This window comes from Acidimicrobiales bacterium (assembly GCA_035630295.1).
In the GTDB taxonomy this organism is placed as follows: Bacteria; Actinomycetota; Acidimicrobiia; order Acidimicrobiales; family Iamiaceae; genus Iamia.
Window position 1 is genome coordinate 20,997 of record DASQKY010000006.1, and the last position, 20,388, is coordinate 41,384.

General features: G+C 74.1%; 21 protein-coding genes and 1 riboswitch. Of the genes, 9 read left to right on the forward strand and 12 right to left on the reverse strand.

Annotation, left to right across the window (positions count from 1 at the left end; translation table 11 throughout):
• Nucleotides 1-70: 70 nt before the first annotated feature.
• Together VEW93_02235 and VEW93_02240 are read left to right on the forward strand one after the other, a co-directional pair.
• The gene (locus tag VEW93_02235) at nucleotides 71-1,210 is read left to right on the forward strand and encodes a phosphotransferase family protein (protein ID HYI60604.1); all 1,140 of its coding nucleotides are present in this window, start codon (nucleotides 71-73) and stop codon (nucleotides 1,208-1,210) included.
• Nucleotides 1,207-1,977 (forward strand): SDR family NAD(P)-dependent oxidoreductase, encoded by a 771-nt coding sequence (locus VEW93_02240; GenBank protein HYI60605.1) that lies wholly within the window; start codon nucleotides 1,207-1,209, stop codon nucleotides 1,975-1,977. The genes VEW93_02235 and VEW93_02240 overlap by 4 nt, the downstream gene beginning before the upstream one ends.
• Here VEW93_02240 and VEW93_02245 read toward each other — a convergent pair.
• Together VEW93_02245 and VEW93_02250 are read right to left on the reverse strand one after the other, a co-directional pair.
• Nucleotides 1,946-3,064, reverse strand: a complete 1,119-nt coding sequence (locus VEW93_02245) for a MarR family transcriptional regulator (protein HYI60606.1) — start codon at nucleotides 3,062-3,064, stop codon at nucleotides 1,946-1,948. The two genes, VEW93_02240 and VEW93_02245, sit on opposite strands and share 32 nt — an antisense overlap.
• A 15-nt stretch (nucleotides 3,065-3,079) precedes the next feature.
• Entirely contained in the window at nucleotides 3,080-4,624 is a 1,545-nt protein-coding gene (locus VEW93_02250; GenBank protein HYI60607.1) for a hypothetical protein, read from the reverse strand.
• Nucleotides 4,625-4,780: 156 nt separating this feature from the next.
• Between VEW93_02250 and icmF the strand changes: the two genes are divergently transcribed.
• From icmF to VEW93_02270, 4 genes are read left to right on the forward strand one after another with little or no spacing between them, the layout of a single operon-like run.
• Complete coding sequence (gene icmF / locus VEW93_02255; protein ID HYI60608.1) at nucleotides 4,781-8,038, forward strand: fused isobutyryl-CoA mutase/GTPase IcmF; 3,258 nt, start codon at nucleotides 4,781-4,783, stop codon at nucleotides 8,036-8,038.
• A gap of 5 nt (nucleotides 8,039-8,043) precedes the next feature.
• Complete coding sequence (gene folP, locus VEW93_02260) at nucleotides 8,044-9,054, forward strand: dihydropteroate synthase (GenBank protein ID HYI60609.1); 1,011 nt, start codon at nucleotides 8,044-8,046, stop codon at nucleotides 9,052-9,054.
• Nucleotides 9,051-9,944, forward strand: a complete 894-nt coding sequence (locus VEW93_02265; GenBank protein ID HYI60610.1) for a glucosyl-3-phosphoglycerate synthase — start codon at nucleotides 9,051-9,053, stop codon at nucleotides 9,942-9,944. Before folP ends, VEW93_02265 begins: the two co-directional genes overlap by 4 nt.
• A gap of 46 nt (nucleotides 9,945-9,990) precedes the next feature.
• Nucleotides 9,991-10,434, forward strand: coding sequence for a nitroreductase family deazaflavin-dependent oxidoreductase (locus VEW93_02270; protein ID HYI60611.1), 444 nt, complete (start codon nucleotides 9,991-9,993; stop codon nucleotides 10,432-10,434).
• 3 nt (nucleotides 10,435-10,437) lie between these two features.
• Here the strand turns inward: VEW93_02270 and ligD are convergent, their stop codons facing one another.
• The 7 genes from ligD to VEW93_02305 form a co-directional block, all read right to left on the reverse strand.
• Nucleotides 10,438-11,469, reverse strand: coding sequence for a non-homologous end-joining DNA ligase (gene ligD, locus VEW93_02275; protein ID HYI60612.1), 1,032 nt, complete (start codon nucleotides 11,467-11,469; stop codon nucleotides 10,438-10,440).
• A gap of 85 nt (nucleotides 11,470-11,554) precedes the next feature.
• Nucleotides 11,555-11,977, reverse strand: coding sequence for a CBS domain-containing protein (locus tag VEW93_02280; protein ID HYI60613.1), 423 nt, complete (start codon nucleotides 11,975-11,977; stop codon nucleotides 11,555-11,557).
• Nucleotides 11,978-12,038: 61 nt separating this feature from the next.
• Nucleotides 12,039-12,317 (reverse strand): Ada metal-binding domain-containing protein, encoded by a 279-nt coding sequence (locus VEW93_02285; protein HYI60614.1) that lies wholly within the window; start codon nucleotides 12,315-12,317, stop codon nucleotides 12,039-12,041.
• Nucleotides 12,314-13,039, reverse strand: a complete 726-nt coding sequence (locus tag VEW93_02290) for a 2OG-Fe(II) oxygenase (GenBank protein HYI60615.1) — start codon at nucleotides 13,037-13,039, stop codon at nucleotides 12,314-12,316. Before VEW93_02290 ends, VEW93_02285 begins: the two co-directional genes overlap by 4 nt.
• Nucleotides 13,036-13,659, reverse strand: coding sequence for a methylated-DNA--[protein]-cysteine S-methyltransferase (locus VEW93_02295; GenBank protein HYI60616.1), 624 nt, complete (start codon nucleotides 13,657-13,659; stop codon nucleotides 13,036-13,038). Before VEW93_02295 ends, VEW93_02290 begins: the two co-directional genes overlap by 4 nt.
• Nucleotides 13,656-14,132: an RNA polymerase sigma factor gene (locus VEW93_02300; GenBank protein ID HYI60617.1), complete on the reverse strand. Its 477-nt coding sequence runs from the start codon at nucleotides 14,130-14,132 to the stop codon at nucleotides 13,656-13,658. Before VEW93_02300 ends, VEW93_02295 begins: the two co-directional genes overlap by 4 nt.
• Nucleotides 14,133-14,340: 208 nt before the next feature.
• Nucleotides 14,341-14,529, reverse strand: a complete 189-nt coding sequence (locus VEW93_02305) for a hypothetical protein (protein ID HYI60618.1) — start codon at nucleotides 14,527-14,529, stop codon at nucleotides 14,341-14,343.
• A gap of 138 nt (nucleotides 14,530-14,667) precedes the next feature.
• Here VEW93_02305 and VEW93_02310 point away from each other — a divergent pair, with 138 nt between their 5' ends.
• Nucleotides 14,668-15,201 (forward strand): AAA family ATPase, encoded by a 534-nt coding sequence (locus tag VEW93_02310; GenBank protein ID HYI60619.1) that lies wholly within the window; start codon nucleotides 14,668-14,670, stop codon nucleotides 15,199-15,201.
• A gap of 41 nt (nucleotides 15,202-15,242) precedes the next feature.
• Here VEW93_02310 and VEW93_02315 read toward each other — a convergent pair whose 3' ends face one another.
• Nucleotides 15,243-15,938 carry a class F sortase gene (locus tag VEW93_02315; GenBank protein HYI60620.1) on the reverse strand — a complete coding sequence of 232 codons (696 nt, stop codon included), beginning with the start codon at nucleotides 15,936-15,938 and terminating at the stop codon, nucleotides 15,243-15,245.
• 79 nt (nucleotides 15,939-16,017) lie between these two features.
• Nucleotides 16,018-17,265, reverse strand: a complete 1,248-nt coding sequence (locus VEW93_02320) for an ice-binding family protein (GenBank protein ID HYI60621.1) — start codon at nucleotides 17,263-17,265, stop codon at nucleotides 16,018-16,020.
• Nucleotides 17,266-17,482: 217 nt separating this feature from the next.
• Nucleotides 17,483-17,567, forward strand: a riboswitch (ZMP/ZTP riboswitch).
• Nucleotides 17,568-17,583: 16 nt separating this feature from the next.
• Here VEW93_02320 and VEW93_02325 point away from each other — a divergent pair.
• Nucleotides 17,584-19,083: a glycine hydroxymethyltransferase gene (locus tag VEW93_02325; GenBank protein ID HYI60622.1), complete on the forward strand. Its 1,500-nt coding sequence runs from the start codon at nucleotides 17,584-17,586 to the stop codon at nucleotides 19,081-19,083.
• Between the two features lie 290 nt (nucleotides 19,084-19,373).
• Nucleotides 19,374-19,943, forward strand: coding sequence for a dihydrofolate reductase family protein (locus VEW93_02330; GenBank protein HYI60623.1), 570 nt, complete (start codon nucleotides 19,374-19,376; stop codon nucleotides 19,941-19,943).
• Between the two features lie 25 nt (nucleotides 19,944-19,968).
• Here the strand turns inward: VEW93_02330 and VEW93_02335 are convergent, their stop codons facing one another.
• Nucleotides 19,969-20,223, reverse strand: coding sequence for a helix-turn-helix transcriptional regulator (locus VEW93_02335; protein HYI60624.1), 255 nt, complete (start codon nucleotides 20,221-20,223; stop codon nucleotides 19,969-19,971).
• Between the last annotated feature and the right edge of the window lie 165 nt (nucleotides 20,224-20,388).

Below are 20,388 nucleotides of genomic sequence, written 5' to 3' on the forward strand. Positions count from 1 at the left end.
GTCGTACCGACCTTCGCCCATTCGTCGTCGCACAGAAGGACCAGTACGTCGTGGCCAGGAAGAGGTTGACATGAGCGAGGGGCCCATGGCGGGCACGGCCCACCGGGCGGGGGGCCGGCACGGGAGCGGCCTCGACGACGCCCACGGGCGGGCCCACGGCGCGCCGCGGCCCGACCAGGCCGTCGACGTGGCCGCCCTGGAGGCCTACCTGTGCGCCACCATCGACGGCCTCCACGGGCCGCTCGAGGTGTCGCAGTTCGAGCACGGCCACGCCAACCTCACCTACCTCCTGCGCCTCGGTGGGCGCGACCTGGTGCTGCGCCGCCCCCCGCTGGGCCCGGTGGCACCCCTGGCCCTCGACATGTACCGCGAGCACTGCGTGCTGGCCGCCCTGGGCGACGCCTACCCCCGGGCCCCCCGGGCCCTGCTGTACTGCGCCGATGCCGGGGTGATCGGGGCGCCGTTCGTGATCATGGAGCATCGGGTGGGGGTGACCATCCGGTCGTCGCTGCCGCCGACCCTCCCCGGGGAGGACGCCGGCCGGCGGGCCAGCGAGGCGCTGATCGACGCCCTGGTCGACCTCCACCAGGTCGAGCCCCTGCGCTCGGGCCTGGGCGAGATGGGTCGGCCCCGGAGCTACGCCGAGCGGCACCTCACCGGCTGGCTCCGGCGCTTGCGGGCCCTCGGCGTCGACCGCTCGGCCCTGCCTCTGGAGGAGGTGGGCGAGGGCCTGTTGGCCTCGCTGCCCCGGCCCCAGCGGACCTCGATCGTCCACAACGACTTCACCCTCGACAACTGCCAGTTCGCGCCGGGCCGCCCCGACGTGGTGACCACCGTCCTGGACTGGGACATGGCCTGCCTGGGCGACCCGCTCCTGGACCTGGGCATCCTGCTGGCCTACTGGCCCGACCCCGACGACCCCATCTCGCGCCACCGGGTGATGTTCCCCGGCCTCGAGCAGGCGCCCCTGGCCCGACGCCAGGAGATGGTCGGGTGGTACGCCGAGCGCTCCCCGCTGCGCCTGCGGGACCTGGCCTGGTACGAGGCCTTCGGCCTGTGGCGGGCGGCGGTGGTCAACCTCCAGCTCCGGCAGCGCTTCGCCGAGGGCCAGACCCGCGACCGTCGCCTCGGGGACCGGGGGCGGTGCGTCACGCCCCTGACCCAGGCCGCGCAGGAGGCGCTGGGCCGCTTCCGGGCCGGGAGGTCGTGACCGGGGGGCCCGGCCTGGTCGAGCGGGGACTGGCCGGGAAGGTGGCCGTCGTCACGGGCGCGAGTCGGGGGCTCGGCCGGGCGACGGCCACCGCTCTGTCCGAGGCCGGGGTCCGGGTGCTGGCCTCGGCCCGGAGCGGGCCGGAGCTGGAGGCGCTGGCGGCCACGGCCCCCGAGCGGGTGCGGGCCGCTCCCTGCGACCTGCGCGACCCGGCCGCGGCCGAGCATCTGGTGGACCGGGCCCTCGACGCCTTCGGCCGGCTCGACATCGTGGTCAACGACGCCGCGGTGAGTGCCCGGGGGCGGTTCCTGGCCCAGTCCCCGGAAGCCTGGCGCGAGGCCTTCGACGTCAACGTCCTGGCGCCGTTCCACCTGTGCGCGGCGGCGGGCCGGCACCTGGTGGCCCAGGGGTCGGGCAAGATCGTGAACATCGCCTCCACCGCCGCCCTGCGGGGCGCGGCCGGGCTGGTCGCCTACACCGCCACCAAGGGGGCGCTGGTGCAGTTCACGGCGGCCCTGGCCGCCGAGCTGGCCCCCGACGGCGTGCAGGTCAACGCCATCGCCCCCGGCGCCTTCGCCACCGCCATGCAGGAGGGGGTGACGTCGTCGCCGGACCGCCTGGCGGCCCGGCTGGCCCGCATCCCGGCCGGCCGCATGGGCCGGCCCGAGGAGCTGGCCGACCTGGTGTGCTACCTGGCGTCCAGCGCGTCGGACTTCGTGACCGGCTCGGTGTTCGTCATCGACGGAGGCGAGGCGGCGCACCTCTGAGGTCGGGCCGGGGGGGCCGGGGGTCGGTGGACGGGGTGAAGTCGCCGAAGGCGACCCGGACCTTCCGCAGCAGGCGGAACTCCTCCTCGCACTGGCGCTCGGTCAGGCCCACGTCGGTGAGCACCTCGGCCCGCACCGCCTCGGTGGCCCGCAGCACGGCCCGGTGGCCGGCCGGGGTCAGGGTGGCGAACGAGCTGCGCCGGTCGTCGGGATTGGTGTCCCGCCGGATGAGGCCCTCGTCCTGCAGGCGCTTGATGGCGTTGGTGACGCTGGCCGGGTGGACCTGGAGGCGGGCCGAGAGCTTGCCCATGGGGAGGCGCTGGGTCCGGGCGAAGAGCAGGAGCATCAGCGCCTCGTAGCGGGCGAAGCTGAGGTCGAGGGGGCGGAGGGTGCGCTCCAGGTCGTTCAGGTAGATCTGGCCGACCCGGAACACCGAGGCCACCACCTCGACCCCCAGGCCGGCGTCGGACCAGCCGGCCCGGGCCCACTGCTCCCGGGCCTCGGCGATGGGGTCGAAGGGCAGCGGCTCCCGCCCCCAGCCCGGCCCGGCACCCGGCGGGGCCAGGCGGCGGCCGGGCACGACGAAGTCCCCGGCGTGGAGGCGCTGGCGGCGGAGCAGGACCGAGAGCCGGGCCGCCTCCCGCTCGGTCAGGGGCACCGGGTCGAGCACCTGGCTCCGAAGGGCCTCGGTGGCGGCCAGGGCCACCCGGCGCCCCCGGGGGGTGAGGGCGGCGAGGGCGCTGCGGGCGTCGGCCGGGTGGGCCTCCCGCCGGACCAGGCCCTGGTCCTCCAGCCGGTTGACCACGTTGGTCACCGTGGCCGAGTGGACCTGGAGGCGCTGGGCCAGGGTGCCCATGGGCACCCGCCCCCGCCGCGAGAACAGGAGCAGCAGCAGGGCCTGGTAGCGGGCGAACCGGAGCTCGAAGGGGGCCAGCACGTCCTCCACCGCCACCAGGAACAGCTGCTGGACCCGCAGCACGGACCCGACCACGCCCATGCCGGGGGCGGCGTCGGGCCAGCCCGCCTCGGCCCACTGGCGCCGGCCCTCCTCGATCGGATCGAAGGGCATCGGGGGGGCGGCCGGCACCGCGCGACCCTACCGCTACGTACCGTAGGGGCCGCTCGGGCTCTCCGAGGCGGTGCCGTCGGTCGGCCGGTGGCGGTCACGCAGGTCGAGCAGGCGGCGCACCTTGCCCTCGCCTCCGAGCCCGGTGTGGCGGGCCAGCTCCCCCGCCTCCACGATGTCCACGTCGAGCCGCACGCCCAGGTCCTCGGCCAGCTCGGCCTGGAGGTGGGAGCGCAGCGCGCCCTCGTCGACGTCCCGGGAGCGGCGCTCCACCCGGACCCGCAGCTCGTCCCGGCGGGAGCGACCGTTGTCGAGCCGGTGCACCACGCACAGGAACTGGCCGGTCGTCCGCCGGTCGCCGGCCACCGCGTCCTGGCAGGCCATGGGGTGGACGTTCTGGCCCCGGACCTTGATCATCTCGTCGCTGCGGCCCATGAACGTGGACAGGGTGGCGGTGGTGAGGCCGCAGGCGCACCGGGACCGGTCCGAGAGGGCCATGGTGTCGCGCAGGTTGTAGCGGATGATGGGCGGCACCCGGCGGTGGAGGCTGGTGGCCACCAGGTTCCCGGGGGCCCCGAGGGGCACGGGGTGGTCGGGGTCGTCGACGTCGACGACCTGGAGGCGGACGGTGTCCTCGTTGACGTGCCGGCCGGCCTGGTGGGCGCACTCGAAGGCCACCAGGCCGACCTCGTGGGCGCCGTAGTTGTCGAACACCGGTGCCCCCCAGGCCTGCTCCAGCCGGGCCCGGAGGTGGCCGTCGGCGTCGGCCCCCAGGAAGCTCATGAGGTAGCGGGTGGGCAGGCTGCGCAGGTCGAAGCCGATGTCCTCGGCCACGTCGGTGAGCCGGGCCAGGTAGTCGCCCATGGCGTACCAGCCGTCGGTGCCGTAGCTGGCGGCCAGCTCGAGCTGTCGGGTGCTGGGCGTGACCGCCCCGGACCCGGTGGTGACGGGCACCGCGCCCAGCCAGTGGTGGATGCCCACGTACGCCGACCAGGCGGCGTTGCCCAGGGCGTTGGTGAACGGGATCTGGATGACGTCACCGGGCCGCCCGCCCTGGGCCCACAGGGCCCGGGCCGTCTGGATGCCCTGCACCTCCCAGGCCACGGCGTCGAACATGGTGGCCCGGGGCAGGCCGGTGGTGCCGCCGCTGGTCTGGAGCTTGAGCGGGAGGTGGTCGGCCATGTCGTCGCGGCCGAAGGGGTGGTGGGAGCCGAAGGGTGGGGCCTCGGCCAGGGCCTCCTGCAGGTCGTCGCTGTCGAAGGTGGGCAGGGAGTCGATGTCGTCCAGGTCGGTGACGTCGCCGGGCTCGATGCCCGCCGCTGCCCACCGGCCCCGGTAGAACGGGACCGACCAGGCGTCGGCCACCCGGACCAGGGCCCGCTCCTCCTGCCGGGCCCGGACCTCGTCGTCGGAGGCCCGGCCGAACCCGTTGCCGTACATGGGTGGCGGTGGGTAGTCGGCGATGAGCTGGTCCCAGTCCACCGACCGCCAGTAGTACGGCACGCCCGCGCCGTTCCCACCGGGCCCCTGGGTGCCCGGGTCCCGCCCGTTCCGGCCGCCGTCGGCCCGCCATGTCTCCATCAGTCGCCCCCCGCGTGACGCTTGCCGCATCCTACCCCCTCACCCCGCATGGGGGTACCGGGCCGGCGCCGGCCGGCCGGCGCCCGGGGCCGGTGCGGAGGGAAGGGGCCGGGGGCCCCGTCGGTATCCTGGGCCCCCTCACCCCGGGAGCGCTCCATGACCACCCCCGACCTGCACCGACCGGCCCACCCGGTGCGGTTCGTCACCGCCGCCAGCCTGTTCGACGGCCACGACGCGTCGATCAACATCATGCGGCGGATCCTGCAGGCCCAGGGGGCCGAGGTCATCCACCTGGGCCACAACCGCTCGGTCGACGAGGTGGTCACCGCGGCGGTGCAGGAGGACGTGCAGGGCGTGGCCGTCAGCTCCTACCAGGGCGGCCACGTCGAGTACTTCCAGTACCTGGTGGACCTGCTGCGGGAGCGGGGCGCCGGCCACGTCAAGGTGTTCGGGGGCGGGGGCGGCGTCATCGTCAAGCCCGAGATCGACCACCTCCAGGCCTACGGCGTGAGCCGCATCTTCTCCCCCCACGACGGCCAGAGCCTGGGCCTGCCGGCCATGATCAACAGCCTGGTCCGGGCGTGCGACGTGGACCTGGCCGCCAGCCCGCCGGCCGACCTGGACGGCCTGCTGGCCGGCGACGGCGCCGCCCTGGCCCGCACCATCACCGCCCTGGAGGGCGGCACCCTGCCGGCCGCCCTGGTCGAGGAGCTCCGGGCCACGGCCGGGGCCCGCACCGTGCCGGTGGTGGGCATCACCGGCACCGGTGGCTCGGGCAAGTCCTCGCTGACCGATGAGCTGGTGCGCCGCTTCCGCCTCGACCACGAGGACAAGCTCCGCATCGCGGTGCTGGCCGTCGACCCCACCCGGCGCAAGGGGGGCGGCGCCCTTCTGGGCGACCGCATCCGCATGAACTCCATCGACCCGGCCACGGTGTTCTTCCGCTCGCTGGCCACCCGCACCCCCGGGGCGGTGGTGCCCGCCGCCCTCGACGACGTGGTGGCCGCGGCCAAGGCGTGGGGCGCCGACGTGGTCGTGGTGGAGACGCCCGGCATCGGCCAGGGTGACGCCGCCATCGTCGACCACGTGGACGTCTCGCTCTACGTCATGACCCCCGAGTTCGGGGCGGCCAGCCAGCTGGAGAAGATCGACATGCTCGACTTCGCCGACGTGGTGGCCATCAACAAGTTCGACCGCCGGGGCGGCGAGGACGCCCTGCGCGACGTGCGCCGCCAGGTGGTGCGGGCCACCGAGTCCTTCGGGTCGAGCCCCGAGGACATGCCCGTGTTCGGCACCGTGGCCAGCCGGTTCAACGACGACGGGGTCACCGCCCTCTACCAGGACCTGGCCCGCCGCCTGGCCGAGAAGGGCCTGGCCGTGCCGGCCGAGGGCGGCACCCTGCCCCGGGTCGAGGCCAAGGTCAGCACGGCGGACACCGCCATCGTGCCCCCGGCCCGGGCCCGCTACCTGGCCGAGGTGGCCGAGGCGGTGCGGGCCCACCACCAGCGGGTGGAGCAGCAGGCCGAGGTGGCCCGCCGCCGCCAACAGCTCGACGCGGTGCGGGCCCTGGTGGCCGAGGCCGGCGGCGACGAGGAGGCCGCGGCCCTGCCCGCCCTGGCCGCGGCGGCCGACGCCGAGCTGGACGCCGAGGCCCGGGCCCTGCTGGAGGGTTGGCCGGCCACGGTCGAGGCGTACTCCGGCGACGAGCACACCGTCCGGGTGCGCGACCGCGACATCACCACCGCCCTGACCCGTGAGTCGCTGTCGGGCTCACCCATCCGGCGGGTGGCCCTGCCCCGGGTCACCGACCACGGGGAGCTGCTGCGCTTCCTGATGGAGGAGAACCTGCCGGGCCGCTACCCGTTCACCGCCGGGGTGTTCCCGTTCAAGCGGGACGGCGAGCGGCCGGCCCGCATGTTCGCCGGCGAGGGCGACGCCTTCCGCACCAACCGGCGCTTCCACCTGCTGTCCGAGGGCCAGCCCGCCACCCGGCTGTCCACCGCCTTCGACTCGGTCACCCTGTACGGCTTCGATCCCGACCGGCGCCCCGACATCTACGGCAAGGTCGGCAACTCCGGGGTGTCGGTGGCCACCCTCGACGACATGAAGGTGCTCTTCGACGGGTTCGACCTGTGCGACCCGTCCACCTCGGTGTCCATGACCATCAACGGCCCGGCCCCCACCATCCTGGCCATGTTCCTGACCACCGCCGTCGACCAGCGCCTGGACGCCTTCGCCGCCGAGCACGGCCGGGCGCCCACCGCCGAGGAGGCGGCCGAGGTGCGGGCCTTCGTGCTGTCCACCGTGCGGGGCACGGTGCAGGCCGACATCCTCAAGGAGGACCAGGGCCAGAACACCTGCATCTTCTCCACCGAGTTCGCCCTGGGGATGATGGCCGATGTCCAGGAGTGGTTCGTCGAGCAGAAGGTCCGCAACTTCTACAGCGTCTCCATCTCCGGCTACCACATCGCCGAAGCGGGGGCGAACCCCATCAGCCAGCTGGCCTTCACCCTGGCCAACGGGCTCACCTACGTCGAGGCCTACCTGGCCCGGGGCATGGACGTCGACGACTTCGCCCCCAACCTGTCGTTCTTCTTCTCCAACGGCATGGACCCCGAGTACACGGTGCTGGGCCGCGTCGCCCGCCGCGTCTGGGCGGTGGCCATGCGCGACCGCTACGGGGCCAACGAGCGCAGCCAGAAGCTCAAGTACCACGTGCAGACCTCGGGCCGCTCGCTCCACGCCCAGGAGATGGCCTTCAACGACATCCGCACCACCCTCCAGGCCCTCATCGCCATCTACGACAACTGCAACAGCCTCCACACCAACGCCTTCGACGAGGCCGTCACCACCCCCACGGCCGAGTCGGTGCGCCGGGCCCTGGCCATCCAGCTGGTCATCAACGAGGAGTGGGGCCTGGCCCTCAACGAGAACCCCAACCAGGGCTCGTTCGTCGTCGAGGAGCTGACCGAGCTGGTGGAGGCGGCGGTGCTGGCCGAGTTCGACCGCATCGCCGAGCGGGGCGGCGTGCTGGGGGCCATGGAGACCGGCTACCAACGGGGCCGCATCCAGGACGAGTCGCTGCTGTACGAGACCCGCAAGCACGACGGCACCCTGCCCATCATCGGGGTCAACACCTTCCTGCCGCCCGACGACCGGGCCGACGACGACACGGCCGCGGTCGAGCTCCAGCGCTCCACCGACGACGAGAAGGAGAGCCAGCTGGCCCGCCTGGCCGCCTTCCAGGAGCGCCATGCCTCCGAGCGCGACGCCGCCCTGGCCCGCCTGCGCGACGCGGCCCTGGCCGGTGACAACCTGTTCGCCGTGCTCATGGACGCGGTGCGGTGCTGCTCGCTGGGGGAGATCACCCACACGCTCTTCGAGGTCGGCGGGCGCTACCGCCGCCACGTCTGACCTCGATGGGCGACGCATCCGAGAGTGGGCCCGGCCTGGTCCTGCGGGGCCGGGTGGTGGCCACCGACCGGCCGCTGGTCATGGCCATCGTCAACGCCACCCCCGATTCCTTCTCCGACACGTCGCCGGCCGCCTCCGACGAGGCGCGGGTGGCCCACGCCCTGGCCGCCCTGGACGAGGGGGCCGACCTGGTGGACGTGGGCGGCCAGTCGGGCATCACCGGCGTGCCCGAGATCGCCGAGGAGGTCGAGATCGCCCGGGTCCTGCCCGTGGTGGCCGGCATCCTGGCCGCCCGGCCCGGGGCCCTGGTCTCGGTCGACACCTACCGCCCGGCCGTCACCGAGGCCGTGCTCGACGCCGGCGCCGCCCTGGTCAACGACGTGAGCTGCCTGCGCCACCCCGAGGTGGCCCGGGCCTGCGCCGCGGCCGGCGCCGGCCTGGTGGTGATGCACACCAAGGTGCCGCCCAAGCAGCGCTTCCAGGAGCCCGACGCCTACGGCGACGTGAGCGCCGAGGTGGCTGCGGTGCTGGCCGACCGCCTGGCCGTGGCCGCCGGCCTGGGCGTCGACCCGGCGGCCACCGTCGTCGACCCCGGCGTGGACTACGCCAAGACCCCGGCCCAGACCGTCGCCCTGCTGCGGGACCTGGCCCCGGTGCGGGCCCTGGGGCGGCCCGTCCTCTACGCCCTGTCCCGCAAGGACTTCGTGGGCGCCCTCACCGCCACCCGGCCCCGCGACCGGGGGGCCGGGACGCTGGCCGCCATCGGCCACGTGGGCCCGCAGCCGGGGGCCATCTTCCGGGTCCACGACGTGCGGGCCACCGTCGAGTACCTGACCGTGGCCCGGGCCCTGGCCGGCCAGGTCGAGGTGGCCCCGGGCCTGGTGCTGGCCGACGAGCTGCGCTGGCAGCGGGGCCGGCCCCCGACCGATGGGATGGCCGGTGAGGCCGGGGTGGTGGTGCCGCGGTCGCCGGTCGCCGCTGCGGACCGGGCCGTCGAAGCCGGAGGGTCCCGGTGACCGCTGGCCCCCCTCCGGTCCCGCACCCGGCCGCGGCGCTGACCGCGCTCGAGCTCGTCGATCGCAAGGGCACCACCACCGTGTCGGTGTGCCTGCCGGCCCGGGACGAGGCGGCCACCATCGGGCCCATCGTGGAGGCCATCCGACGCGAGGTGGTCGAGGCCGTGCCGTTGGTGGACGAGCTGATCGTGGTCGACGACCACTCGACCGACGCCACCGGGGCGGTGGCCGTGGACGCCGGGGCCAAGGTGGTGGCCGCGGCCGAGGTCCTGCCCGAGCTCGACGACCGGCGGGGCAAGGGCGAGGCCCTGTGGAAGTCCCTGGCCGCCTCCACCGGGGACGTGGTGGTGTGGCTGGACGCCGACCTGGTGGGGGTGGACGGGAGCTGGGTGAGCCGGCTGGTGGCCCCTCTGCTGGTCGATCCGGCGACGGCCCTGGTCAAGGGCTGGTACCGGCGCCCCACCGGGACCGATCCTCACGGCGGGGGCCGGGTGACCGAGCTGGTGGCCCGTCCCCTCATCTCGGCCCTCCACCCCGAGCTGGTGGGCGTGCGCCAACCCCTGGGGGGCGAGGTGGCCGGCCGTCGCTCGGTGCTGGAGGCCGTGGCCTTCGCTGGGGGCTACGGCGTGGACCTGGGCCTGCTGATCGACGTGGTCCGGGGCCACGGTGCCGACGCCGTGGCCCAGGTCGACCTGGGCGAGCGCCGCCACCGCCACCACCCCCTGGCCGCCCTGTCGGTGCAGGCCGCCGAGGTGCTGCACGTCGCCCTGCGGCGGGCCGGGCTCGGCGCCGGCGACGGCGCCGGCGCCGTGCTGCGCCGGGCCGGGTTGCCCGACACGGCCATCGAGGTCCGCGACCGCCCGCCCCTGGCCACCCTTCGCGCCCCCTGACCCCGCCGTCGTAGAGTCGCGCCACCACGATCGGGAGGAGGGCCCCATGGCCCTGAAGCACACGCTGGCCGACCTCGGCCTCAAGGGGATGAACGGTGCCCACCGGGCCGTCCTCAAGGTGTCGGGGGGCCGCCTGCTGACGGCGCCGTTCGGGATGCCCACCGTCGAGCTCCACACCACCGGCCGCAAGACCGGCCAGCGGCGCTCGACCCTGCTCACCGCCCCCATCCACGGCGACGACCGCATCGTGCTCATCGCCTCCAAGGGCGGCGACGACCGCCATCCCCTCTGGTACCGCAACCTGGTGGCCGAGCCCGACGTGGAGCTGACCATCGCCGGGAAGACCACGCCCTGGCGGGCCCGCACGGCCACCAAGGACGAGAAGGCCGAGCTGTGGCCCCAGGTGGTGGCGGCCTACAAGGGCTACGCCGGCTACCAGAAGCGCACCGAGCGCGACATCCCGGTGGTCATCTGCGAGCCCCGCTCCTGAGGCTCAGGCCTCGGGCGGCGGCTTGCGGGCCCGGGAGGGGGCGACCCGGGGCGGCTCGTTGGGCTGCTTGGGGTAGACGGGCGGCCACGGCGCGTCCATGAGGCCGGCGGCCATGTCCCGCTCGTGGAGGGCCAGGAGGGGCTCCAGCGTTTGGGGCCGGGTGTGCATCCCGGTCCACGGATCGCCGTCGGCGGCCACCCGGCGGGCCACCACCGGCATGGTGAACCGGTCGGGGTGGAAGCCGGGGTCGAGCTCGTCCCAGTGGAACGGGGTCGACACCTGGGCCCCGGGCCGGGCCCGCACGCACCACGCCCCGAACACGGTCTTGTGGGGGGCGTTCTGGTTGAAGTCCACGAACACCCGGCGGCCCCGCTCCTCCTTCCACCACGCCGCGGTGACCAGGTCGGGGTGGCGGCGCTCCAGCTCCCGGGCCAGGGCCACGGCCGCGGCCCGGACCTGGTAGCCGTCCCAGCGGGGCTCCAGCCGAAGGTAGATGTGGATGCCGCGGTTGCCGGTGGTCTTGGGCCAGCCGGCCAGGCCCAGCTCCTCCAGCAGGGCCCGCACCGCGTGGGCCGCCTCGCGCACCATGGCGAAGTCGACACCGGGGGTGGGGTCGAGGTCGATGCGGAGCTCGTCCGCGTGCTCCGGGTCGTCGGCCCGGGCCGGCCACACGTGGAAGCCCAGGCACCCCTTGTTGACGGCCCAGGCCACGTGGGCCAGGTCGGCGGCCACCAGGGCGTTGGACGTGGTGCCGTTGGGGGTGCTGACCTCGGTGGTCTGCAGCCAGGAGGTGGAGCCCCGATCGACCCGCTTCTGGAAGAACGACGACCCCTCGGCCCCGTCGGGGAACCGCTGGAGCAGCACCGGCCGGCCCCCCATGGCGGCCAGGAGCGGGCCCTCCACCGCCGAGTAGAAGTCGATGAGGTCGCCCTTGGTCTCTCCCCGCTCGGAGAAGAACACCTTGTCGAGGTTGGAGACGGCCAGCTCCCGGCCGGCCACCTCGATCGTGGTCTCGTCGTCCTTCGCCTTGCCCACGACCGGCGCGCACCTCCTGCTCCGCCGCGACCGCTGGCGACCCTAGCGCCGGGGTGGTGGGGCGCTGGCCGCTGGGTCACCACAGCTATGGGGCGGTGGAGATGGCCTCCACCAACTCGCCCACCTGGTCCTCGGGGCAGGCCCGGGCCAGGTCGGCCTGGCTGACCATGCCCACCAGCTCGGTGCCGTCGATCACCGGCAGCCGGCGCACGGCGTGGTCGGCCATGGTGCGCATGGCCTCCTCCAGGGAGTCGTCGGCCCCGATGGTCACCACCTCGTCCTGGTCGGCCAGCTCGCCCACGGTGGTGGAGGTGGGGTCGAGGCCCTGGGCCAGGACCTTCACCACCAGGTCCCGGTCGGTGACCATGCCCTCCAGCCGGCCCTCGGCGTTGCACACCGGCAGGGCGCCGACATCGCCGTCGGCCAGCTGTCGAGCGGCGTCGATGACCCGGTCCTCGGTGTTCAGGTGCTGGACGCCCTCGGTCATGATCTCGCGTGCCGTGGTCATGGGGTGTTCCTCTCGGTCCGGTACCGCCGGCGGGCGGGACCCACCGACGCTCACCGCGAGGTCACCGGACAAACATGTGGCCCGGCTCCGCCTTCCACCGGTCGTAGGCGGGCCGCAGGCACACGGCGCAGGGCCGGTAGCCGGCGGCCACGGCCGTGTCCTCGTCGGCGAAGAACACCCGGTCGGCCACGTAGCCGCCCCGGGCCAGGGCCCGCAGGGCCGACGGGCAGTCGAGCCGCCCGTAGATGCGGCTGCGGCGGTGGCCGCCCAGCGTCCCGGGTCGGGGGCTGTCGACGGGCTGGCCGTCGGGCCCGACCAGCCTCCAGGTCCGGGCGGTCACGAGGCGTCGTGGAACAGGAGGCCGAGGGTGTGGCGCCGCCCGGCGCGCACGGTGCTGACCCCGTGGCGCATGGGACCGGCCGACCAGCCCCGGGCCGTCCGCACCGGGCGGTCCCGGGTGGTGACCACCACGGCGTGGCCCTTGGGGATGGCGATGGTGGTGGCCCGGGACTGGGCCCGGGGTCGCTGCTCGACCACCACCAGCTCGCCGCCCTGGTGGTCGACCCCGGGCGTGTCGAGGCCGATGACCACCTGGAGGGGGAAGACGAGGTCGCCGTAGAGGTCGCGGTGCAGGGCGTTCCAGTCGCCGGGGCCGTAGCGCAGGAGCAGGGGGGTGGGCCGGGCCTGGCCCTCGGCGTGGCACCGCTCCAGCCACTCCTCCAGGTCGTCGGGCCAGGGCGCGGGCTGGCCCCGCCGGGCCGCCCACTCCCGGGCGATGGGCAGGAGGCAGGGCCAGAAGGCGGCCCGCAGCCGGGCCACGGTGTCGGGCAGCGGGTAGGCGAAGTAGCGGTACTGGCCCTGGCCGAAGCGGTGGCGGGCCATGTCGATGGTGGAGCGGAACCGGCCGTCCTCGTCGTAGAGGGCGACCATCGCGGCGCACGCCACGTCGTCGAGCACGGGCCCGGCCACAGCCACGCCGACGTCGTCGAGGTCGGCCCGCACCTCGCCCCAGCGCAGCGCGTCGACCGCCTCGGCCCGGGCCGGCGCCGTCGGGGTGGTCACGCCGCCGCCTCCATGGCCAGGAGGGCGACCTTGGTGTCGGTGCCCCCCAGGTACTGGCCGATGGTGCCGTCGCTGCGGACCACCCGGTGGCAGGGGACCACCACGGGCACGGGGTTGTGCGAGCAGGCGCTGCCCACGGCCCGGACCGCCCGGGCGTTGCCGGCCGCCGCGGCCAGGGCGGCGTAGCTGGTGGTGGTGCCGTAGGCGATGTCGGCCAACCGCTCGATGACGGCCCGCCGGAAGCCGCCGACCAGGCGGAGGTCGACGGGCACGTCGAAGCGGCGGCGCCGCCCGGCGAAGTACTCCTCCAGCTGCCGGGCCGCCTCGTCGGTGCCTCGGCCCGAGCGGAGGATGCGGGGGCTGACCAGCTGGGCCAGCGTGGCGAGGACGGTGTCGTGGCCCTCGACCTCGAAGGCCACCCTGACGACCCCCTCGGGGGTGGCGGCCACCAGGAGGGAGCCGTAGGGGCTGTCGGTGGTGCGGTAGGCCACGTCGAGGAGGCCCTCGTCCGCGGCGCCGGTGGTGAGCCGGTCGTGCAGGGCGGCGGCGGTGCCGGGGTCGGGGCCGGTGCCGGTGAGGGCGCGGGACAGGGCCGGCGGGAGCTGGGTGTCGGGGATCATGGTCTGGTTCCCTTCGGGTAGGTGGCACGGAGGTGGGCGATGCCGTCGGCGGCGTTGCGCCGGGCCGCGGCTTCACTGCTCTCGATCAGGGGGCCGACCTCGGCGTAGGGGAGGCCGGCCACGTGGTGGAGGACGACCGCGGCGCGCTGCTTGGGGGCCAGCGCGGCCAGGGCGGCCCGCAGGGCCTCGTCGGGCGGCTCGGGTATGCCCTCGGCCGACGCTCGCTCGGGCGGGTCACCGACGGGGGAGGGCGCCCGCCCGGCCCGCCGGATCTGGTCGATGGCCTTGCGGTGGGCGATGGTGACGAGCCAGGCCCGCACGTCGCTGCCGGGCCGGAGGTCCGGGTAGGCCCGCAGGGCCGACAGGAACGTCTCGGACCAGGCGTCGTCGGCGTCGGCCGGGGCCAGCAGGGCGCGGCACACCCGCCACACCACCGGCCCGTGCCGGCCCACGACCTCCTCGAACGGCTCCATCCTCACCCCCGGTCAACGCTCCGGCGCCCCGATGTGTGAGGTCTGGCGGGAGGAGCGCTGACCCTGGGCCGTGGCGGTGGCTGCGCCCTCCAGTGTGGCCCGGTCGTCACCGGCCCGGGGCCGCGGGGCGGGACGTGGGCGATCAGGTGGGGCGGTCACCCGTGCCGGGGAGGAGGGCCGGGCCGGGGTGTGAGTGGAGAGCCGAGGCTCAGGGCCTGAGGCTGGGCGGGCCCTCGGGGTCGTCGTGCTGGTGCTCGGGCTCACCGGGGGGGATGAGGCTCCAGTCGGTGCCGGCCACCCCGTCCTCGTCGTAGGTGGTGCCGTCCTCGTCGTAGGTGGTGCCGTCGCCCTCGCCCCCCTCGTCGGGTGGCGTCTCGGGATGGTCGGGATCGGTCATGCCCTCCCGCTCGCCCCCGGGGGCCGGTCCCAAACAGCCCGGCCCCCGGCTGGCGGCCCCCCACCGGGCCTCCCGGGGGCGGGACCGCGCTCTCGGCAACCCCTTCGACCGCTCGCGGGCCCCGTGTACGTTGGCCCGATGGCAGGGGGGTCGAAGGCGCTGCTGGTCACCGGCCCGGGTGGCAGTGGCAAGAGCACCCTGGCCCGGAGCGTCGCCGAACGGTTGGGCTGGGCCTACGTGAGCGAGGACGAGTACTGGGTCGAGAACGGCTGGGGCTCGGGCCTGAGGAGCCCCGAGCACGAACGCATCGTCCAGGAGCAGGTGGCCAGGGACCTGGTGGCCGCCCACGACGCCGGCCGTGGCGTCGCTCTCGAGTTCATCCTGTACAGCTTCCCGCCCAACCCGTTGACCGCCTACCAGGACGTGCTGTCGGGCCACGGGATCGCGTACGAGACGGTGGCGTTGAAGCCCACGGTCGACGAGGTCCTCCGGCGCATGCAGCAGCGAGGGCGACCGGGTGACGTCGATCTCGAACGACGCCGCCAGGATGCCGAGCTCCAGGTGATGATCCTGGAGTTGAGCGACATCGACCCCGACTGGATCATCGATCCGACCGGCCGGACGGTCGAGGACCTGTGCCAGGAGTGCGCGGCGAGGCTCGGCCAGGCCTGACCGGGCCGCATCCGGGAGGGCCTGGAGGACCGGCCGGTCACTCAGGGCTGGGCGACGGCGGAGACGACGCGGCGGTGGTCGTGGGTGTCACCGCGGAAGGTGCCGGCGCAGGTGATGAGGGTCAGGTGGGAGAGCCCGTCGGTCGAGGGCTGGGGGTGCATGCCGGCGACGGGGCCGGCGCCGTAGATGCGGTCGAGCACCTCGGGCCGGGCGGCCTCCTCGAGGGAGTACTCGGTCGTCTCGGTGACCACGAACCGGGTCCCGAGGCCGGTGCGCAGGTCCTGCACCACGATCGGGTCCCCGGGGACCATCTCGTCGAGGCGGGCGAAGATGCCCGGTCCGTAGCGGCTGCCGATGTGGCCGGCGATGAGGGCGGTGCTGGCCGCCCCCGGCACGGCGCTGCCGCGGTACCAGAAGGCCTGGCCCCAGACCGGGTCGTCCGCCCCGCCCGTGGGGGCGTCCATGATGTCGTTGGCGCCGAGGCCGACGCCGAGGACGTCGGCGTGGACGCCGATCGAGGGCAGCTCGAGGGCGATCGGTACCGCCACCGGCCCGGCCCGCAGGTCGAGGGCGGGGTCGACGAGGTCGGCGGGCACGGCGGCGGCGGGCGGCATCGACGAGACCGCAGTGGGCGGGATGTCGATCGGACGCTCGTCCCCCACCGTCGGTGGTTCGACGACGGCCACGGCCGGCGGGCCGCCCGGGTCGAGGGCGATGTGAGGAGCGGAGAGGAGCATCACGGCGACGACGATCGTCGTGGTCGACGCCGCCCCCCACGCCCTCCGCCCGACGAAGTGCCGGAGGGAGGTGACCACCTCAGCGCGGACGGGCAGTGGGGCGCTTGGTGCGATCCCTGGCGATCAGGGCCAGCCCGACGCACCCGGCGGCGCCGAAGGCGACCGTGGTGTCGCCCTCACGTCCACCGGGCCCGTCGAGGGCAGCCGGTGCGCCACCGGTCCGGGGCGGGCCGGAGACGCCGGGGACACCCGGTCCGGCCGGGACGTCCGGGCCCCGGCGGGCACTGGGTCCCGACGTGGTGCTGCCCCGGTACGTGCTGTCTCCGGGGCGGGTCGTGATGCTGCCGTCGGGGGTGGTGGAACCGGGGGCCGTGGTGCCGGTGAAGGGCACGCCCGAGCTGCCGCCCGTCGTGGTCGTGGTCGTCGTGGTGGTGGTCCCGCCGTCGGTCGTGGGGGCCTCGGTGGTGGGGCCCTCGGTCGTGGTGCCCTCGGTCGTGGTGCCCTCGGTCGTGGGGGCCTCGGTGGTCGTGGTCGTCGTGGTGGTGGTCTCGTCGTCGACGCAGGCCGAGGAGGTGAAGGTGTCGTCGATGAGGGTGACGGCGGCGGTGCGGGCCAGCGCTCGCCCGTGGACGGTGGCCCCGGAGAGCACCGAGACCGAGGCGAGGGCCATGATCGTGCCCTGGAACACCGAGCTGGTGCCGAGGGTCGCCGAGCTCCCGATCTGCCAGTAGACGTTGCAGGCGTCGGCGCCGTTGATGAGCGTCATGGTGCTGCCGGTGGCGGTGGTGAGCTCGGCGGCCTGGATGATGAACACCGGGTCGGTCAGGCCTTGGCCGTCGAAGGTGAGGTTGCCGCTGTTGAGCAGGGCGCCGCCGCCGGGGCCGGCGCTGACGCCGGGGATGAGGGTGACCCCGCTGAGCTGTGCCGTGATGTCGTTGTCGACCGATCGGGTGGCAGCGTTGACGTAGGCCGTGGTCAGGGCGGCCTGGGCCGAGGCGGCGACGGCGTCGTTGGCGTAGGTCGTCCAGGGAGCGAGGACCTGGCCGGGCGGGAACCCGACGATGGCGGTCCCGGGGGAGACGCCGAGGTCGCCATCCAGCGTGGTCGGACCGACGTTGGTCACGGTCTCGGCTCCGAGCACGGCGAAGCTGGAGGCGACACCGAGGGGGACGGTCGGGACGACGGCGGCGCTGGCCGTCCCAGCCGGGGTGAGGAGAGCGATGGCGGCGGCGACGAACGCCAGCACCGTGGCCCTCACGCGCCAGCGTCGCACGGTGAGGCCGGCGAGGATGACGACGGCGATGACGAGGGTTCCCACGATGAACATCGGGGCCTTCCTGCGGCCGGAGCCGAGGCGACACCGGACGGCGTCGCCGGTCCGGTAACGATCCTCCATCGGCCGAACATCCGTTCCGATGAGGGTTCGGCACGAGATCCCCCCGACGTCCCCGGCTTCGGTGCGCAGGTTCAGTCGGCGCGTCTCGGCCCGGCGGGCGAACCCTCGACCGTGTCGGTCGGTGACCGATGGCCCGTGTAGCGTCGGAGGGAGAGGTCGTGACTGGCGTCGTGAGGTGGATGCAACCACCGGGGAGCGACCTCGCAGCCGTGCCGAACGCCTGGGCCGTTCCACCAAAGGGAGCACCCCATGGCCGCTGGCACCTTGTTGAGCACCTACCTGGCGAGGTTCGACATCCCGACCGAGGCGATCTCGCCCGAGACGGTCGCCTTCGCCGTGGCCCTGGACGCGGTGGCGGCGGTCGAGCCAGCGGTGGCTGATGCGATGGTGCGCGAGCTGGCCGATGAACGACGCCACCTCAAGTTGATCGCCAGCGAGAACTTCGCCAGCCCGGCGGTGCTGTTGGCCATGGGGAGCTGGCTGAGCGACAAGTACGCGGAGGGCAGCCCGGGTCGGCGGTTCTACGCCGGTTGCGAGAACGTCGATGTCATCGAGGCCCGCGCCGGTGAGCTGGCTCGGGAGCTGTTCGGGGCGGATCACGCGTACGTGCAGCCCCACAGCGGCATCGACGCCAACCTGGTGGCCTTCTGGGCGGTGCTATCCCAGCGGGTGGAGTCACCGGCGTTGGAGCGTCTCGGCGCGGGGCACGTGAACGACCTGTCCGACGCGGATTGGGAGGCGTTGCGCCGCGAACTGGGTGACCAGACCTTGCTGGGCATGTCGCTCGAAGCCGGTGGCCACCTCACCCACGGCTTCCGTCCCAACGTGTCGGGCAAGCTGTTCCGGCACCGCTCCTACGGTGTCGACCCGCAGAGCTTCCTCATCGACTACGACGAGGTCCGCCGCCGGGCCCACGAGGAGCGGCCGTTGATCCTGATCGGCGGCTACAGCTCCTACCCCCGGCTGGTCGACTTCGCCGTCATGCGCGAGATCGCCGATGAAGTCGGCGCCACGCTCATGGTCGACATGGCCCACTTCGCGGGGCTCGTCGCCGGCCGGGTGCTGACCGGCGATCACGACCCGGTGTCCCACGCCCAGATCGTGACGACTACGACCCACAAGACCCTACGAGGCCCCCGAGGAGGCCTCGTGCTCTGCGACGCGGACCTCGCCGAGACGGTCGACCGGGGCTGCCCGCTGGTGCTCGGCGGCCCCCTGCCCCACGTCATGGCGGCCAAGGCCGTCGCCCTGTCCGAAGCATCCGAGCCGTCCTTCGCTGGCTACGCCGCGGCCGTGGTCGACAACGCTCGTACCCTGGCCGACGGGTTGATGGTCCGCGGCGTCCCGGTGGTCACCGGTGGCACCGACAACCACATCGTGCTCCTCGACGTCCGCCCCTACGGGCTCACCGGTCGTCAGGCCGAAGCAGCGCTGCGGTCCGCGGGCGTCACCATGAACCGCAACGTCGTCCCCGACGAGACCAACGGCGCCTGGTACACCAGCGGCCTCCGCCTCGGCACGCCCGCACTGACGACCCTGGGCATGGGTCCCGCCGAGATGACCGAGATCAGCGACATCATCGCAAGGGTCCTCCGCAGCACCCGACCAGGTGTCATCGCGTCCGGCAACCGCCAGGGCCAGCCGTCGCGCGTGCACTACCAGCACGACGCGGGCATCACCGACGAGGCCCGCACCCGGGTCGACGACCTCCTCACCCGTCACCCGCTCTACCCCGACATCGAGCTGTAGTCGGCACTGGCCAGTCGGTGTGCCACGACATGTCGAGGTCGACTCGACCGTCGCGGACCCGGCGTTGGGTGATGGCCTCGGCGGGCCGATCAGCGGAGCGTTGTGGGACATTGGTCCGTCACGCCCGCGCCGACCCAGATCGCCGAATCGGTCGAGCGCTCGGTCTGCGGTCTGGTTCGCACCACGAGGGTGTTGAGTAGGTGCGATCGGGGCGCCGATGAGAATGGCGCCGGCAGTCGTCTGAGCACGGTGCGGTGAACGCGCGGAGCGCATCAAGGGAGAGCAACGAGATGAGACCACTTCGATACTCGATCAACGTCACGCTCGACGGCTGCTGCCATCACGAGGCAGGGCTCCCCCCCGACGAGGAGTCGATGCGCTACTGGACCGCTGAGATGGAACGAGCCGATGCCCTGCTCTTCGGCCGGGTGACCTACGAGATGATGGAGTCGGCGTGGCGGCGGCCGGCCACCGGCTCGTGGCCTGACTGGATGGGTGAATGGGAGATCCCGTTCGCCGAGACGATCGACCGGGCGAAGAAGTACGTCGTGTCGAGCGCGCTGAGCGCGGTCGATTGGAATGCCGAGCTGGTGCGGGGCGACTTGGGGCAAGCGGTTCGGCGGCTCAAGCAGGAGCCAGGCGAGGGCCTGTGGGTGGGTGGCGTGACGCTCCCCCTGGCGTTGGCGGATCTGGGACTGATCGACGAGTACGAGTTCCTTGTGCATCCGGTCCTTGCCGGACACGGGCCGACGTTGCTCGCCGGTCTGCGTGAGCGCATCCAGCTCGAGCTCGTGGATCGCCACGAGTTCCGGTCGGGGGCGGTCGCCCGGCGATACCGGCCCACGCGAGCTCCCGCCTGACGGAGCTTGCCCGAGGGGCGTGCGGTCAAGCCGGTGCGTTGGTGCGCACCTCGGGCGCGACTCGGGGCGCTTGGTCGCCCGACTCCCAGCGCAGGAGGTCGCCGGGCTGGCAGTCGAGGACCGCGCACAGCGCGTCGAGGGTGCTGAACCGTACGGCCTTGGCCCGACCGTTCTTGAGCACGGCGAGGTTGGCGGGAGTGATCCCGACGCGCTGGGCGAGCTCACCCACGGACATCTTGCGCCTCGCCAGCATGACGTCGACGTCGACGACGATCGGCATCAGATGACCTCGTCGAGCTCGGCTCGCAGATCGTGCGCTTCGACGTCGCGCGAGATCGCCTGCGCGAGCACCGTCCGGAGCACGAGCACGACGAGCCCGATCCCCGCCGCGACGAGCGCACCACCGCAGACGAGCAGCACCATGCCCGGCGGGACGGCATCGCCC

Excerpts from the sequence above, each read along its gene's own strand:
- VEW93_02320 (HYI60621.1), bottom strand. The coding sequence starts at position 17,265 with ATGTTCATCGTGGGAACCCTCGTCATCGCCGTCGTCATCCTCGCCGGC.
- VEW93_02280 (HYI60613.1), bottom strand. The coding sequence starts at position 11,977 with ATGACCACGGCACGCGAGATCATGACCGAGGGCGTCCAGCACCTGAAC.
- icmF (HYI60608.1), top strand. The coding sequence starts at position 4,781 with ATGACCACCCCCGACCTGCACCGACCGGCCCACCCGGTGCGGTTCGTC.
- VEW93_02325 (HYI60622.1), top strand. The coding sequence starts at position 17,584 with ATGGCCGCTGGCACCTTGTTGAGCACCTACCTGGCGAGGTTCGACATC.
- VEW93_02315 (HYI60620.1), bottom strand. The coding sequence starts at position 15,938 with ATGCTCCTCTCCGCTCCTCACATCGCCCTCGACCCGGGCGGCCCGCCG.
- VEW93_02300 (HYI60617.1), bottom strand. The coding sequence starts at position 14,132 with ATGGAGCCGTTCGAGGAGGTCGTGGGCCGGCACGGGCCGGTGGTGTGG.
- VEW93_02235 (HYI60604.1), top strand. The coding sequence starts at position 71 with ATGAGCGAGGGGCCCATGGCGGGCACGGCCCACCGGGCGGGGGGCCGG.
- VEW93_02270 (HYI60611.1), top strand. The coding sequence starts at position 9,991 with ATGGCCCTGAAGCACACGCTGGCCGACCTCGGCCTCAAGGGGATGAAC.
- VEW93_02250 (HYI60607.1), bottom strand. The coding sequence starts at position 4,624 with ATGGAGACATGGCGGGCCGACGGCGGCCGGAACGGGCGGGACCCGGGC.
- VEW93_02335 (HYI60624.1), bottom strand. The coding sequence starts at position 20,223 with ATGCCGATCGTCGTCGACGTCGACGTCATGCTGGCGAGGCGCAAGATG.
- VEW93_02310 (HYI60619.1), top strand. The coding sequence starts at position 14,668 with ATGGCAGGGGGGTCGAAGGCGCTGCTGGTCACCGGCCCGGGTGGCAGT.
- folP (HYI60609.1), top strand. The coding sequence starts at position 8,044 with ATGGGCGACGCATCCGAGAGTGGGCCCGGCCTGGTCCTGCGGGGCCGG.
- VEW93_02305 (HYI60618.1), bottom strand. The coding sequence starts at position 14,529 with ATGACCGATCCCGACCATCCCGAGACGCCACCCGACGAGGGGGGCGAG.
- VEW93_02295 (HYI60616.1), bottom strand. The coding sequence starts at position 13,659 with ATGATCCCCGACACCCAGCTCCCGCCGGCCCTGTCCCGCGCCCTCACC.
- VEW93_02330 (HYI60623.1), top strand. The coding sequence starts at position 19,374 with ATGAGACCACTTCGATACTCGATCAACGTCACGCTCGACGGCTGCTGC.